Origin of the sequence: Streptomyces sp. NPDC085931 (assembly GCF_044540565.1) — a bacterium.
Taxonomy (GTDB): Bacteria; Actinomycetota; Actinomycetes; order Streptomycetales; family Streptomycetaceae; genus Streptomyces.
On sequence record NZ_JBITSK010000005.1, the window covers coordinates 150,953 to 165,034 of the forward strand.

The 14,082-nt window shown below is 72.0% G+C and carries 9 protein-coding genes; 3 read left to right on the plus strand and 6 right to left on the minus strand.

All coding sequences use genetic code 11. The features are described 5' to 3' along the window. Positions 1–14: 14 nt before the first annotated feature. The 4 genes from ACIGAN_RS11900 to ACIGAN_RS11915 all read right to left on the minus strand — a co-directional run bounded on the left by ACIGAN_RS11900 (position 15) and on the right by ACIGAN_RS11915 (position 6,795). Complete coding sequence (locus ACIGAN_RS11900; RefSeq protein ID WP_399856957.1) at positions 15–3,851, minus strand: multifunctional oxoglutarate decarboxylase/oxoglutarate dehydrogenase thiamine pyrophosphate-binding subunit/dihydrolipoyllysine-residue succinyltransferase subunit; 3,837 nt, start codon at positions 3,849–3,851, stop codon at positions 15–17. Positions 3,852–4,132: 281 nt separating this feature from the next. Next, entirely contained in the window at positions 4,133–5,245 is a 1,113-nt protein-coding gene (locus ACIGAN_RS11905; protein ID WP_094055972.1) for a HAMP domain-containing sensor histidine kinase, read from the minus strand. Beyond that, the gene (locus ACIGAN_RS11910; protein ID WP_309097915.1) at positions 5,242–5,982 is read right to left on the minus strand and encodes a response regulator transcription factor; all 741 of its coding nucleotides are present in this window, start codon (positions 5,980–5,982) and stop codon (positions 5,242–5,244) included. The genes ACIGAN_RS11905 and ACIGAN_RS11910 overlap by 4 nt, the downstream gene beginning before the upstream one ends. Before the next feature lie 135 nt (positions 5,983–6,117). Then, positions 6,118–6,795: a spermidine synthase gene (locus tag ACIGAN_RS11915; RefSeq protein ID WP_399856959.1), complete on the minus strand. Its 678-nt coding sequence runs from the start codon at positions 6,793–6,795 to the stop codon at positions 6,118–6,120. A gap of 173 nt (positions 6,796–6,968) precedes the next feature. Here ACIGAN_RS11915 and ACIGAN_RS11920 point away from each other — a divergent pair, with 173 nt between their 5' ends. Then, positions 6,969–7,805, plus strand: coding sequence for a rhomboid-like protein (locus ACIGAN_RS11920; RefSeq protein ID WP_399857228.1), 837 nt, complete (start codon positions 6,969–6,971; stop codon positions 7,803–7,805). 1,283 nt (positions 7,806–9,088) lie between these two features. Here ACIGAN_RS11920 and ACIGAN_RS11925 read toward each other — a convergent pair. Beyond that, entirely contained in the window at positions 9,089–9,748 is a 660-nt protein-coding gene (locus ACIGAN_RS11925; RefSeq protein WP_399856961.1) for a GNAT family N-acetyltransferase, read from the minus strand. A gap of 173 nt (positions 9,749–9,921) precedes the next feature. On the opposite strand from ACIGAN_RS11925, the gene lon reads away from it, so the two are divergent. Together lon and ACIGAN_RS11935 are read left to right on the plus strand one after the other, a co-directional pair. Then, positions 9,922–12,336, plus strand: a complete 2,415-nt coding sequence (lon, locus tag ACIGAN_RS11930; protein ID WP_365087614.1) for an endopeptidase La — start codon at positions 9,922–9,924, stop codon at positions 12,334–12,336. A 164-nt stretch (positions 12,337–12,500) separates the two neighbouring features. Further along, complete coding sequence (locus ACIGAN_RS11935) at positions 12,501–12,980, plus strand: MarR family winged helix-turn-helix transcriptional regulator (protein WP_365087613.1); 480 nt, start codon at positions 12,501–12,503, stop codon at positions 12,978–12,980. A gap of 35 nt (positions 12,981–13,015) precedes the next feature. On the opposite strand, the gene ACIGAN_RS11940 is transcribed toward ACIGAN_RS11935, so the two are convergent. Further along, positions 13,016–13,801 carry a protein phosphatase 2C domain-containing protein gene (locus ACIGAN_RS11940; protein WP_365738729.1) on the minus strand — a complete coding sequence of 262 codons (786 nt, stop codon included), beginning with the start codon at positions 13,799–13,801 and terminating at the stop codon, positions 13,016–13,018. Positions 13,802–14,082 lie beyond the last annotated feature (281 nt).

Here is a 14,082-nt window from a genome sequence, read left to right on the forward strand (position 1 = left end):
ACGGGATGCGGGACCTACGCCTCGAACACCTCACGCACCAGCTGCTCCTGCTCGGCCTGGTGCCGCTTCGCGGAACCCACCGCCGGGGACGAGCTGTGCGGGCGCGAGATGCGGCGCAGGCGCTCGCCGTGCGGGACGTCCGCGCCGACCGCCAGGTCCAGGTGGTCGATCAGGTTGAGCGCGATGAACGGCCAGGCACCCTGGTTCGCCGGCTCCTCCTGGGCCCACAGGTACTTCTCGGCGTTCGGGTACTTCTTGATCTCCGCCTGGAGCTCGGCACCCGGCAGCGGGTACAGCCGCTCGATGCGGATGATCGCCGTGTCCGTCACGCCGCGCTTCTGCCGCTCGGCGTCCAGGTCGTAGTAGACCTTGCCGGCGCAGAAGACGACCTTCTTGACCGCGGCCGGGTCGACCGACGCGTCGCCGATGACCGGCCGGAACTGCCCGGTCGTGAACTCCTCCGCCTTCGATGCCGCCGCCTTCAGGCGCAGCATCGACTTCGGCGTGAAGACCACCAGCGGCTTGTGGTGCGGGTTGTGCACCTGCCACCGCAGGAGGTGGAAGTAGTTCGACGGCGACGTCGGCATGGCGACCGTCATGTTGTTCTGGGCGCACATCTGCAGGAAGCGCTCCGGGCGGGCCGAGGAGTGGTCCGGGCCCTGGCCCTCGTAGCCGTGCGGCAGGAGCAGCACGACACCGGAGGTCTGGGCCCACTTCTGCTCGGCCGACGAGATGAACTCGTCCACCACCGTCTGCGCGCCGTTGACGAAGTCGCCGAACTGCGCCTCCCACATCACGAGCGCCTCGGGGCGGGCCAGCGAGTAGCCGTACTCGAAGCCCATCGCCGCGTACTCGGACAGCAGGGAGTTGTAGACGTTCAGCCGCGCCTGGTCCTCGGAGAGGTACTGCAGCGGCGTGTACTCCTCGCCCGTGCTGCGGTCGATGATGACCGCGTGGCGCTGGCCGAACGTACCGCGCTGCGAGTCCTGGCCCGCCAGGCGGACCGGGACGCCCTCCAGCAGGAGGGAGCCGATCGCGAGGGTCTCGCCCATGCCCCAGTCGATGGTGCCGTCCTCGACCATCGACGCCCGGCGCTGCAGCTGCGGCAGCAGACGCGGGTGGACGGTGACGTGGTCGGGGATGTTGACCTGGGACTCGGCGATCCGCTTGACGACCTCCGTGGTCACCGCGGTGTTCACGGCGACCGGGAACTCGGCCTGCGGGTCGGACGTCTCCACGATGTTCGGCTGCGAGGTGGCCTCGCGGACCTCCGTGAAGACCTTCTCCAGCTGGCCCTGGTAGTCCTGCAGCGCCTGCTCGGCCTCTTCCAGGGTGATGTCGCCGCGACCGATCAGGGACTCGGTGTACAGCTTGCGCACCGAGCGCTTCTTGTCGATCAGGTCGTACATCAGCGGCTGCGTGAAGGCCGGGTTGTCCGACTCGTTGTGACCGCGGCGGCGGTAGCAGATGAGGTCGATCACCACGTCCTTGTTGAACGCCTGGCGGAACTCGAAGGCCAGCCGGGCCACACGGACCACGGCCTCCGGGTCGTCGCCGTTCACGTGGAAGATCGGGGCCTCGATCATGCGGGCCACGTCCGTCGCGTACATGGAGGAACGCGAGGACTCGGGGGCCGCGGTGAAGCCGACCTGGTTGTTGATGACGATGTGGACCGTGCCGCCGGTGCGGTAGCCGCGCAGCTGCGACATGTTCAGGGTCTCGGCCACCACGCCCTGGCCCGCGAAGGCCGCGTCGCCGTGGATCGCCACGGGCAGGACCGTGAAGTCCGTGCCGCCCTTGCCGATGATGTCCTGCTTGGCGCGGGAGACGCCCTCCAGGACCGGGTCGACGGCTTCGAGGTGCGACGGGTTCGCGACCAGGGAGACCTTGATCTGCTCGCCGTCGAGGCCCGTGAAGGTGCCCTCGGCGCCCAGGTGGTACTTCACGTCGCCGGAGCCGTGCATCGACTTCGGGTCGAGGTTGCCCTCGAACTCGCGGAAGATCTGCGCGTACGACTTGCCGACGATGTTGGCGAGGACGTTCAGGCGGCCGCGGTGGGCCATGCCGATGACGACCTCGTCCAGACGGGACTCGGCGGCCGAGTCCAGCACCGCGTCCAGCAGCGGGATGACGGACTCGCCGCCCTCCAGGGAGAAGCGCTTCTGGCCGACGTACTTGGTCTGCAGGAACGTCTCGAACGCCTCGGCCGCGTTCAGCCGGCGCAGGATGCGCAGCTGCTCCTCGCGCTCCGGCTTGGAGTGCGGGCGCTCCACCCGGTCCTGGATCCACTTGCGCTGCTTGGGGTCCTGGATGTGCATGAACTCGATGCCGGTGGTGCGGCAGTACGAGTCGCGCAGGACGCCGAGGATGTCGCGCAGCTTCATCATCGACTTGCCGGCGAAGCCGCCGACGGCGAACTCGCGCTCCAGGTCCCAGAGCGTGAGGCCGTGCTCGGTGATGTCCAGGTCGGGGTGCTTGCGCTGCTGGTACTCCAGCGGGTCGGTGTCGGCCATGACGTGGCCCCGGACCCGGTAGGAGTGGATCAGCTCGAAGACGCGGGCGGCCTTGGTGACGTCGTCGTCGTGGCTGGCGTCGATGTCCTTGAGCCAGCGGACCGGCTCGTAGGGGATGCGCAGCGCCTCGAAGATGTCGTCGTAGAAGCCGTTCTCGCCGAGGAGCAGGTTCGCGACCTGGCGCAGGAACTCGCCGGAGGCGGCGCCCTGGATGACCCGGTGGTCGTAGGTCGACGTGAGCGTCATGACCTTCGAGATGCCGAGCTTGTTCAGGGTGTCCTGGCTGGTGCCCTGGAACTCCGCCGGGTAGTCCATGGAGCCGACGCCCATGATCACGGACTGGCCGGGCATCAGGCGCGGCACCGAGTGGACCGTGCCCAGGCCGCCGGGGTTGGTCAGGGAGACCGTGACACCGGTGAAGTCGTCCATCGTCAGCTTGCCGTCGCGGGCGCGGCGGACGATGTCCTCGTAGGCCTGCCAGAACTCGAAGAAGTTCAGCGTCTCGGCCTTCTTGATCGCCGCGACGACGAGCTGGCGGTCGCCGTTCGGCTTGACCAGGTCGATGGCGAGACCGAGGTTGATGTGGTCCGGCTTGACCAGGGTGGGCTTGCCGTCGACCTTCGCGAACGAGTAGTTCATCGCCGGCATGGCCTTGATCGCCTGGACCATGGCGTAGCCGATGAGGTGCGTGAAGGAGATCTTCCCGCCGCGCGCCCGCTTGAGGTGGTTGTTGATGACGATGCGGTTGTCGAACAGCAGCTTCACCGGGACCGCGCGCACGGACGTGGCCGTGGGCAGCTCCAGGGAGGCGTCCATGTTCTTCGCGACCGCGGCGGCGGGGCCGCGCAGCACGACCTGCTCGGGGCCGGAGGGGGCCTCGGCGGCGGGCTCGGCCTTCTTCGCGGGAGCGGCCGGCTTCGCGGGGGCCGGGGCGGCCTTCGCGGGAGCGGCGGCCTGGGCCGGGGCCTGCGCGGCGGGCTTCGCCTCGGCCGGAGCCGGAGCCGGAGCCGATGCCTTGGCCTGAGCCGGGGCCTGCGCGGCGGCGGGCTTCTCGGCCGCCGGGGCGGAGGCCTGGGCCGGAGCGGCGGGCTGAGCGGTGGTGGTCCCCGCGGCCCCCGTGGCCGCGGTACCCGACGGGGCCGGGGCGCCCGCGGCGCCCGGCTTGTAGTCGGCGAAGAAGTCCCACCAGGCTCGGTCTACCGAATTCGGGTCCTGGAGGTACTGCTGATAGATCTCGTCGACGAGCCACTCGTTGGCACCGAACGACGCGGCGGGGTTCTTGCCCGCTTGGTCGGTGTCGGTCGAGATGCTCGAGTTACTGGGGGACTGTGGCGACACGGCGGCAACCGCCCTCTTCCGCTTCACAAGATGATGGACAGCGGGAATCAAGGCTACGCCTCCCCGAGCGGGAAGGTCAGGTCGGGCCCGTTCAACGTCGCGCAAGTCACATCTTGCCGTGTGTTTCGGCGCTTGAAATGGCGGGAAACAAGCGTGGTTCCGCTTAAAGAGGGAAGGGGAGGGCGGGGCCTGACACGCCGGTGGCGCGGGCCTGTGCCTGATCACACGTGTCCGTCAGCGCGGATGCCCGTGGATCTTGTGGCTCCGCTTCGAACTTTACGTCAACTTGGCACAGATGGAAGTCCCGGAAGAGTGACAAGAATCCGGCAACCCCGCTCGGATTCGGCCACTCCGATCCGTCCGCCGTGCAGATCCACCGCCCAGCGGGCGATCGCCAGGCCCAGACCCGTGCCGCCGTCGCTGCCCGGCCCCTGCGGCCGCTTGGCACTGCCGCGGTTGAACCGCTCGAAGACGCGGTGCCACTCGGACTTGGGAATACCGGGTCCCTCGTCCAGCACCTCCAGCTCCAGCGACTCCGGCAGCGCGCCGCGCCGCGCCTTGACCGTCACCCGGCCGTGCGGCGGGCTGTGCTTGACCGCGTTGTCGATGAGATTGGCCACGACCTGGTGGATGCGCTCGGGGTCGGCGTGCGCGGTCAACTCCGGCGGGTGCACGTCGAGGTGGAGGTGCACGTCCGTGCGCGTGTGACTGCCCGAGCCGGTGGCGATGCCCGCGCGCACCGAGGCGACCATGTTGGCCTCCTTCAGCACGCCCGACAGATACGGCCACACCTCGAACCGCCGCTTCTTCAGCGGGACGACGCCGTTGTCGAGCCGGGACAGGTCCAGCAGCGTCTCCACCAGCCGGCCCAGGCGCTCGGTCTGCTTCAGCGCCGTGCGCATGGTCTCCGGGTCGGCCTGGGTGACGCCGTCGACGATGTTCTCCAGCACGGCGCGCAGCCCGGCGATGGGGGTGCGCAGCTCGTGCGAGACGTTCGCCACCAGCTCCTTGCGCTGGCGGTCCTGGGCCTCCAGCTCGTCGGCCATGGCGTTGATCGTCACGGCCAGGTCGCCCAGCTCGTCACGGCGGTTCTCCCGCGTGCGGCGGGTGTAGTCGCCCTGCGAGATGGAGCGCGCCACGGCCGTCATCTCGTCCAGCGGCGCGGTGAGCGAGTGGGCCACGAACTGCGTGATGAGCAGAGTGGCGATCATCGAGAAGACCGTGATGAAGCGCAGCTCCGTCTTCGTGTGCACCGCGATCACCGACAGGCCCGTGGTGATCAGCACCGAGATGACGACCAGTGCGCCCAGCTTGGTCTTGATCGAGAACGGGCTCACCTTTCCCCAGGGTTCCGGCTCCCCGGGGTTTCTCCGTGCAGCCGGCCCGCCGCTCATGGCGTCGGGGTCTCCAGGGCGTAGCCCACACCGTGCACGGTGCGGATCCGCTCCGCGCCGATCTTCCGGCGCAGCGCCTTGATGTGGCTGTCGACCGTGCGCGTGCCGGAGGCGTCCGCCCAGTCCCAGACCTCGGCGAGCAGCTGCTCACGCGAGAGGACCGCGCGGGGGGTGTTCGCCAGGCACACCAGCAGGTCGAACTCGGTGGGCGTGAGGTGGACGTCCTCGCTGCGCACCCGGACCCGGCGCTGCGCGTGGTCGATCTCCAGTTCGCCCAGGCGCAGGATGCCGCTGCGCGGCGTCGCGGCGGCCAGCGCGGCCCGCTCCACGCGGCGCAGCAGCACGTGCACGCGCGCCGCCAGCTCCCGCATCGAGAACGGCTTGGTCATGTAGTCGTCGGCGCCGACGCCGAGACCGACCAGCATGTCGGTCTCGTCGTCGCGCGCGGTGAGCATCAGCACCGGCACCGGGCGGGCGGCCTGCACACGACGGCAGACCTCCAGACCGTCGAAGCCGGGCAGCATGATGTCGAGGATCAGCAGGTCCGGCTGCCACGCCTCCGCGGTGTCCACGGCGGCCGGACCGTCACCCGCGGTTTGCACGAGGAATCCCTCGGCTCGCAGGCGGGTCGCGATGGCGTCGACGATCGTGGCGTCGTCCTCGACGACGAGCACCCGGCGCTGCGCGCCCGGGGTAGCCGTCGCCGAACCGTTGTGGGAGGTCTGTGTCTGCTCCATCGCCCGCCCCTGGGGTGTGCTTTCCGGAATCAGTGGGGTGATTCCTTCTGACTGGCCATGCCTGCGCATCGTTGCGATTGACGCTTGAATGATCGGCGTCAGAGGAGCAGCGTACGGGCAGGCAGCACGCCTTTGCTATCCAGGGCGGACGGCGAGGTGCACCACGTCGGGAACGCCCCGGGCAACCGGGATCTCTTCGGTACGCACCTGTTGGAACCCGGCATTCCACAAGGTTTCTTCGAATTCCGCAGACGGCTGGGCGGACCACACCGCGAGGACCCCGCCGGGCCTCAACACCCGTGCGCAGCCTGCCAGTCCGGCTTCGCCGTAGAGCTGCGCGTTGCCTTCCGTCACGGTCCAGCCGGGGCCGTTGTCGATGTCGAGGCACAGGGCGTCGTACGTGTCGGATGTCTCATTGACGTAGGCGACGAGATCGGCTTCGACGATTTCGGTGCGGGGGTCGGCGAGGGCCTCGGCGGAGATCGCGGAGAGCGGGCCGTCGCGGTGCCATTCGACGATCGCGGGCTCGCGTTCCACCACCGCGATGCGTCCCCAGCGCGGCTCCGCCGCGGCGTGTGCCAGCGAGAAGCCGACGCCGAGTCCGCCGATCAGCACGTCGGGGCGCTCCCGGCCGGGCAGGGCGTCCAGGGCCGCGTCGACGAGCCGGCGCTCCGAGCGGCCGTCGGAGGTGTCCATCAGGAAACAGCCGTTGGCGATGATCTCCAGCCGGTCACCGTGCCGCCGCAGCACGACCTCGCCGTGCGGGCCGTCGCGCCGGTCCAGGACGTCAGGCGTGTCGTATGAGGTGGGCATCGGCTCATCCTGGCAGGTCCCGGTCGCCGTGGGCGCGGGATTATCGGCAGGACGCCGGGGGAAGCCGCGAGGTGGGCGGGCGTCGACCGACGGGTGGCGCCCGTCACGGACAGCGGGACGGGAGCGGGCGAAGGCCGGGACCGAGGGAAGGAGCGCCCTCTGTGGAACGCACCATGCCGCCCGACGGGACGGGCCCCCTCGCGCCGGCCGTCGCGCCGGGGCCGCCGACCGGCGTGACGGCTGTGACCCTGCCCGAGGGTGTGCTGCCGTCGGAGGGCGGGCCGCTGCCGGCCGGTGCCCCGGGGCAGCGCGGCCCGTGCGGCATCGCGAGCCGGGGCCGGCGGAAGTCCGGTCCCGGGCCGGCGCCCCGGCGCCGGGTGCCGCGTCCCTGGCGGCTGCTGCCCACGCCCACCGGAACACCGTTCACCTTCACGTACGCGGTCCTCCTCTGCGCCACCTCACTGATCTACGCGCACGCCGACCCCGCCGTGGTGCACGCCCTGCTCCAGGGCTCCAGCACGGACGTGGCCCATCTGGTGCGCACGCCGGAACTCGTGCTGGTCGGCAGTGCGCTGTGGGTCGCGGGCGGGGTGGCCTCGCCGTTCGCGATCGGGTTCGTGCTGGTGCTGACCGCCCTGGAACGGCGGATCGGGGGGCTGCGCACGGCCGGGGTCTTCCTGCTCGGGCACGTCCTCGCCACCCTGGCGACCGAGGTCCCGGTGGGCCTCGCGGTGCTGGCCGGGCACCTTCCCGACTCCTCCTTGCACCGCCTCGACTACGGCGTCAGCTTCGGCGTCGCCGCGGGCGCCGGTGCGCTGGCCGGGCTGCTCCCGCCGTGGCTGCGCGTGCCGCTGCTGGCCGCCTCCGGCGCAATGATCCTCCAGGACCTGCTCGCCTTCACCGATCCGCTGACGAACTGGGGGCACCTGATCGCCCTGACCATCGGAATCGCGACCTGGCCGCTGGTACGGCACTGGCACACGATGCGCGGGGCTCCGTCCGCGGGGTGACGACGGGCCGGGGCCGGCCGCGCGGTGGTGCGGTGGGCCGCTGCGGGGCCGACGAGGTGGGCGCGCTCGCCGACGGGCTGGAGGCCGAGGGACGGCGAGGTTGGGGTGCGGGACCTCGGGTCTTGAGACATGGCTGATCGTCGAGGACGCCGGGGCGGACGCGGTGCCCGACGGGCGTCAGGCATGCGCGATGACCGAGGTCCGCGAGTGCCGGCGCGCCGGCCGATCGGCCTTGGAGGCGGGTGAGGGAGCCGAGGAACGCCGAGACGGGTTCACGGGCCACGGGCCTTGAGGCGTGCCCGGTCGTTGAGGGGGGCGGACGCCTAAGGCCGGCGGGCGTCAGGGTTGGCGGGTCGGCCCACGGACGCCGGGGCTGGTGTGGAGGTCGACGGGCGTCAGCGCCGGCGCGCCGGCCGATGGGCGTTGGAGCGGGTGAGGGAGCCGAGGGACGCCGAGACGGGTTCACGGGCCACGGGCGTCGAGGCGTGCGCGGTCGTTGGGGGGGGCGGACACCTAGGCCGGGGTGGAGGCGGGCGGACGCCACGGTCGGCGGGTCGGCCCCACGGACGCCGGTGCCGGTGCCGGTGGGGAGAACGACGGGCGTCAGGCCATGGGTCGGCCCACGGACGCCGAGGCCGGTGTGGAGATCGGCGGGCGTCCGGGCCGCGGGTCGGCCCACGGGCGCCCGGGGGCCGGTGTGGAGGCCGACGGGCGCCAGGGCGCCAGGGCCGCGGGTCGGCGGACGGACGCCGAGGCCCGGTGTGGAGGCCGACGGGCGTCAGGGTTGGTGGGTCGGCCGATGGGCCTTGGAGCGGGCGAGAGAGCCGAGGAACGCCGAGACGGGTTCACGGGCCACGGGCGTTGACGCGCGCGGTCGTCGATGGAGGGCAGACGCCTAGGTCCGCGTGTAGGCCGGCGGACGCTACGGTCGGCGGGTCGGCCGACGGTCGCCCAAGGCCGGTGTGGAGGCCTACGGGCGTCGGGGCCGACGGGTGCCGAGTCCAGTGTGCAAGCCGACGGGCGTCAGGGCCACGGGTCGGCCGACGGACGCCGAGGCCGGTGTGCAAAGCCGACGGGCGCCAGGGCCATGGGTCGGCGGACGGACGCCGGGGCCGGTGTGGAGGCCGACGGGCGTCAGGGTCGGTGCGTCGGGCGGCGGCCGACGTCGAGGCGCGTCCGCCCGGCGCTGACAGGCGTCGACGCGGTCGCGCGGGCTCTCGCGAGCCCGCCGCCGCTGCTGTGCGCGGCGAACTCGCGCATGGCCCTGCGTGCTCGCAGGGCGCTCAGCGCTGCGTGGAAGCCGGGCCGTCGTGTCGCGCGCTCGTCAGGACCGCCCTCACCTCCCAGCCCAGTGACTCGTACAGGCCGCGGCCCGCCGGTGTGCCGGCCAGGACGCCGGTGCGTGCTCCCTGCCGGGCGGCGGCGCACTGCAGCGTCCGCATGACGAGGCTGCCCAGGCCCTTGCGGCGATGGTGCGGGGCCGTCTCGATCTGGTCGGCGACGGCGGTGTCGCCCATGGGGGTGATCTGGCCGCGCGCCGCCAGGGAGCCGTCCGGGGCGGCCACCATCAGCCGGAGCACGCCGCCCCGTGACCACGTGCGCAGCCGGTAGCCGTCGGGCACGTCCGGAGCGCCGTCCGCCGTCAGCGGGACCGTCATGAGGCAGCCGGGCTCGGGGTCGATCCACCAGCTGTCGTCCAGCCAGCCCGCGACCACCGACGGATCGCGGAAGGCCTTCAGCCACACGCCGGCCCCGGTCACCGCGCCGGCCACCTTGCGCACGGTCGTCTCGTCGAGGTCCTCGCCCGTCGCGCCGAACACGTGCCGGGTGACGTGTCCGTACAGCCCCATGTCGATCGTCCAGCCCCACGGCTCGGGCACGGGCGGAGCCGCCCCGCGCGACACGACCCACCCGTCCACCCATGCCCGCACGGTCTCGTCCACGCCGCTCCTGTAATTCACGAACTCGGCCATCGCCTATTACTGGGTTGACCCTATGCGGCCCCTTCCCCAGCGCGTCACCGGTGATCGCTGACAGCGAACACGGGTCGGGGAACAACCGGCCGCCCCCGAGCATTGAGTCGGCATAGCTCAACTTGACTGCCGAAGGGGAGATCATGGCTTCGACGTCCACACCGCTCACCCTGCCCGTGCTGCCGCTCGACGGCGAAGTCGTGCTGCCCGGGATGGTGGTCCCGCTGGACCTGAGCGACTCCGAGGTCCGTGCCGCGGTGGAGGCCGCACAGGCCGCTGCCCGCACAACGCCCGGAAAGCCCCGGGTACTCCTGGTGCCACGCATCGACGGCACGTACGCGAACACCGGTGTCCTCGGCACCGTCGAGCAGGTCGGCCGGCTGGCCGACGGCGACCCGGGCGCGCTGATCCGCGGCCGGGGGCGGGTGAGGATCGGTGCGGGGACCACGGGCCCCGGCGCGGCCCTGTGGGTCGAGGGCACCAGCGTCGACGAGACCGTGCCGGATCCGCTGCCCGGCCAGGTCGCCGAACTGGTCAAGGAGTACAAGGCCCTCGCCACCGCCTGGCTGCGCAAGCGCGGCGCCTGGCAGGTCGTCGACCGGGTCCAGGCCATCGACGACGTCTCGGCGCTGGCCGACAACTCCGGCTACTCGCCGTTCCTGACCACCGACCAGAAGGTCGAACTGCTGGAGACCACCGACCCGGTGGCCCGGCTCAAGCTCGCCACGCAGCAGCTGCGCGACCACCTCGCCGAGCAGGACGTGGCCGAGACCATCGCCAAGGACGTCCAGGAGGGCGTCGACAAGCAGCAGCGCGAGTTCCTGCTGCGGCGTCAGCTCGAAGCCGTCCGCAAGGAGCTGCGCGAGCTCAACGGCGAGCAGGAGGGCGAGGAGTCCGACGACTACCGCGCCCGCGTGGAGGCCGCCGACCTGCCCGAGAAGGTCCGCGAGGCCGCCCTGAAGGAGGTCGACAAGCTGGAGCGCTCCTCCGACCAGTCGCCCGAGGGCTCCTGGATCCGCACCTGGCTCGACACGGTGCTGGAGATGCCGTGGAACGAGCGCACCGAGGACGCCTACGACATCCAGGGCGCCAAGGCGGTCCTGGACGCCGAGCACGCCGGTCTGGAGGACGTCAAGGAGCGCATCACCGAGTACCTGGCGGTGCGCAAGCGGCGCAACGACCGGGGACTGGGCGTGGTCGGCGGGCGGCGCGGCGGTGCCGTGCTCGCGCTGGTCGGGCCGCCCGGCGTCGGCAAGACCTCCCTGGGCGAGTCCGTCGCCCACGCGATGGGCCGCAAGTTCGTCCGCGTCGCCCTCGGCGGCGTCCGCGACGAGGCCGAGATCCGCGGCCACCGGCGCACCTACGTCGGTGCCCTGCCCGGCCGGATCGTCCGGGCCGTCAAGGAGGCCGGTTCGATGAACCCGGTCGTCCTGCTCGACGAGATCGACAAGGTCGGCTCGGACTTCCGGGGCGACCCGGCCGCCGCCCTGCTCGAAGTGCTCGACCCGGCGCAGAACCACACCTTCCGCGACCACTACCTGGAGGTCGAGCTCGACCTCTCGGACGTCGTCTTCCTCGCCACCGCCAACGTCCTGGAGGCGATCCCGGAGGCCCTGGCCGACCGGATGGAGATCGTCCGCCTGGACGGCTACACCGAGGACGAGAAGATCGTCATCGCCCGGGACCACCTGCTCCCGCGCCAGCTGGAGCGGGCCGGGCTCGACAAGGACGAGGTGACCATCGACGAGGGCGCGCTGCGCAAGCTCGCCGGCGAGTACACCCGCGAGGCGGGCGTGCGCACCCTGGAGCGGTCGATCGCCCGGCTGCTGCGCAAGGTCGCGGCCCAGCACGAACTGGGCGAGCGGGAGCTGCCCTTCACCGTCACCGACGCGCACCTGCGGGACCTGATCGGCCGGCCGCACCACGTACCCGAGTCCGCCCAGGACCCGGCCGAGCGCCGGACGTCCGTGCCGGGCGTGGCCACCGGACTCGCGGTGACCGGGGCGGGCGGGGACGTCCTCTACGTCGAGGCGTCGCTGGCCGACCCGGAGACCGGCGCGGCCGGGCTGACCCTGACCGGTCAGCTGGGCGACGTGATGAAGGAGTCCGCGCAGATCGCGCTGAGCTTCCTGCGCTCCCACGGCGCCGAGCTCGAACTGCCGGTGGGCGACCTGAAGGACCGGGGCGTGCACATCCACTTCCCGGCGGGCGCGGTCCCCAAGGACGGCCCGAGCGCCGGCATCACGATGACCACGGCCCTGGCGTCCCTGCTGTCCGGCCGGCTGGTCCGCACGGACGTGGCGATGACCGGTGAGGTCTCGCTCACCGGGCGGGTCCTGCCGATCGGCGGTGTGAAGCAGAAGCTGCTCGCCGCGCACCGGGCCGGTGTCACCACGGTGATCATCCCCAAGCGCAACGAGCCCGACCTGGACGACGTCCCGGCGGAGGTGCTGGACAAGCTCGACGTCCACGCCGTCACCGACGTCCGCCAGGTCCTGGAACTGGCGCTCGCGCCCGCGACGAACAGCGCGGCGCCGGAGGTTCCGGTCGCGGCGTGACGGACGCGGCTGGGTGGGCCCGGGTTCCCGTGTGGGGGCCCGGGCCTTCACCGTGTGGGGAGCATGTGGACACGGACGCCCTGACCTGGGAATACTTGCCGGGCTGCGGCGCCGACGGCGGCCGGAGGACAATCCCAGTAGCGACGACCTAGGCGGGGACTGACGTGCACGAGGGCGGCAACGACGACGGACACCGGACCGGAAGCGGTGTGGACCGGCCCGCCTTCCTCGCGCTGGAGCGGGAACTGACCGTGCTGCTGCGGCGGGCCCGGGCCAGCCAGGGCGAGATGGCCCGCGAGGTCCACCCCGACCTGGAGTCCTCCGCCTACGGCCTGCTGGTCCGGCTGGACGAGAGCGGCCGGCAGCGGGCCACCGAACTCGCCGCCTACATCGGCGTCGGCAAGGCGACGATGTCCCGCCAGCTGCGCGCCCTGGAGGAGCTCGGCCTGGTCGCCCGCGAGCCCGACCCGGCCGACGGCCGCGCCTGGCTGGTCGCCCTCACACCGGAAGGCCGGGACCGGGTCCGCCGGGTCCGCGAGGCCCGCCGCGCCCGATACGCCGGGCGCCTGGCCGACTGGGAGACGAGCGAGGTCACGGAGCTGGCCCGGCTGCTGCACCAGCTCAACCGGGGCATGGAGAAGTAGCGGCCCTCCGCGGGGGGCTCTGACGGTCGGTGCCCTCAGAACTCGACGTAGACGACCGTCGCGTCGTCGTGCCGCTTGCTCCGGCCCGGGAACGCCCCGGCGGAGTCCGCCCGTTCCAGCGTCCGCACCCGGTCCACCAGCGCCTGCGGTCCCTCCTTGCGCACCACGTGGAAGCAGTCCGTCCAGTCGCCCTCCCCGAACCGCTCCACCCAGCGGGTCGCCCCGTCCGTCAGGGCGGCCAGGGCGCGCACCTCCGGGCGGGGCAGGGTTCCGGCCACGGCCAGCCCCGCCACCGAGGGATCGGCCGCCGCGGTGAAGAAACCGCCCTCCTGGTTCCGCAGCGTCGCGTCCACCACCGCGTCCGAGACCAGCGCCGACCGGGGCAGCAGGGCCAGCCGGTCGTCCAGGACGGGCGTCACCACGCCGTCCGGGGACTCCAGGAGCAGGGCCGAGTCCGACAGGACGAGGTACTCCACCGCGTCCGGGTCCCAGCGGGCCACGACCACCGTGGCCTGAGGGGTGCGGGGGTGAGAAAGGTCACAGGTTGAAGCGTGTGCCGCGGCGGTACGCGCGATGGCGCGGGACAAGGCCTCGACCAGGGGAACATCCGGGAGTGAAACGGTCAGTTCGGTCAGGGCGCCGCCGAGGCGCGCGGTGAACCAGGGGACGGAATGCAGACACCCCGTCCCGGCCTTCGGCGGCGTCACGCCGTCCAGGACGACGAGCGAACCGCCCTGTCCTGAAGCCGGTAGCCCGACAGCGGCGAAGTCCTCGTTGGGGCGGTCGGCGTCTCCGGGCTCCGAGGCGAGTTCAGTACGCATCCGGCCAGTCTGCACGAGCCCTTCACAAGGTCCGCAAAAGGCTGGCAACGGTCGCCGTACCGGCGTACCCGCGCAGGTCAGACGCCTGGTTTGGGACGGAAAGATGTGGTCCGGGAAGACGCGGTGGCGAATACTGCCACCGCCCGCTCCCGGCGTCCAACCGGCGTGCCGCGCACGGCTCCTGCAAGAGCCGGTGGAACTTGCCCCTCAACTCCCCTCCGAGGTTCACTCCTTCGGGTGGCGGGTCAGGTGATGCGCGTGCGCTGCCCACCGGCGCTGGG

Excerpts from the sequence above, each read along its gene's own strand:
- ACIGAN_RS11905 (WP_094055972.1), bottom strand. The coding sequence starts at position 5,245 with ATGAGCGGCGGGCCGGCTGCACGGAGAAACCCCGGGGAGCCGGAACCC.
- ACIGAN_RS11910 (WP_309097915.1), bottom strand. The coding sequence starts at position 5,982 with ATGGAGCAGACACAGACCTCCCACAACGGTTCGGCGACGGCTACCCCG.
- ACIGAN_RS11920 (WP_399857228.1), top strand. The coding sequence starts at position 6,969 with ATGCCGCCCGACGGGACGGGCCCCCTCGCGCCGGCCGTCGCGCCGGGG.
- lon (WP_365087614.1), top strand. The coding sequence starts at position 9,922 with ATGGCTTCGACGTCCACACCGCTCACCCTGCCCGTGCTGCCGCTCGAC.
- ACIGAN_RS11915 (WP_399856959.1), bottom strand. The coding sequence starts at position 6,795 with ATGCCCACCTCATACGACACGCCTGACGTCCTGGACCGGCGCGACGGC.
- ACIGAN_RS11940 (WP_365738729.1), bottom strand. The coding sequence starts at position 13,801 with ATGCGTACTGAACTCGCCTCGGAGCCCGGAGACGCCGACCGCCCCAAC.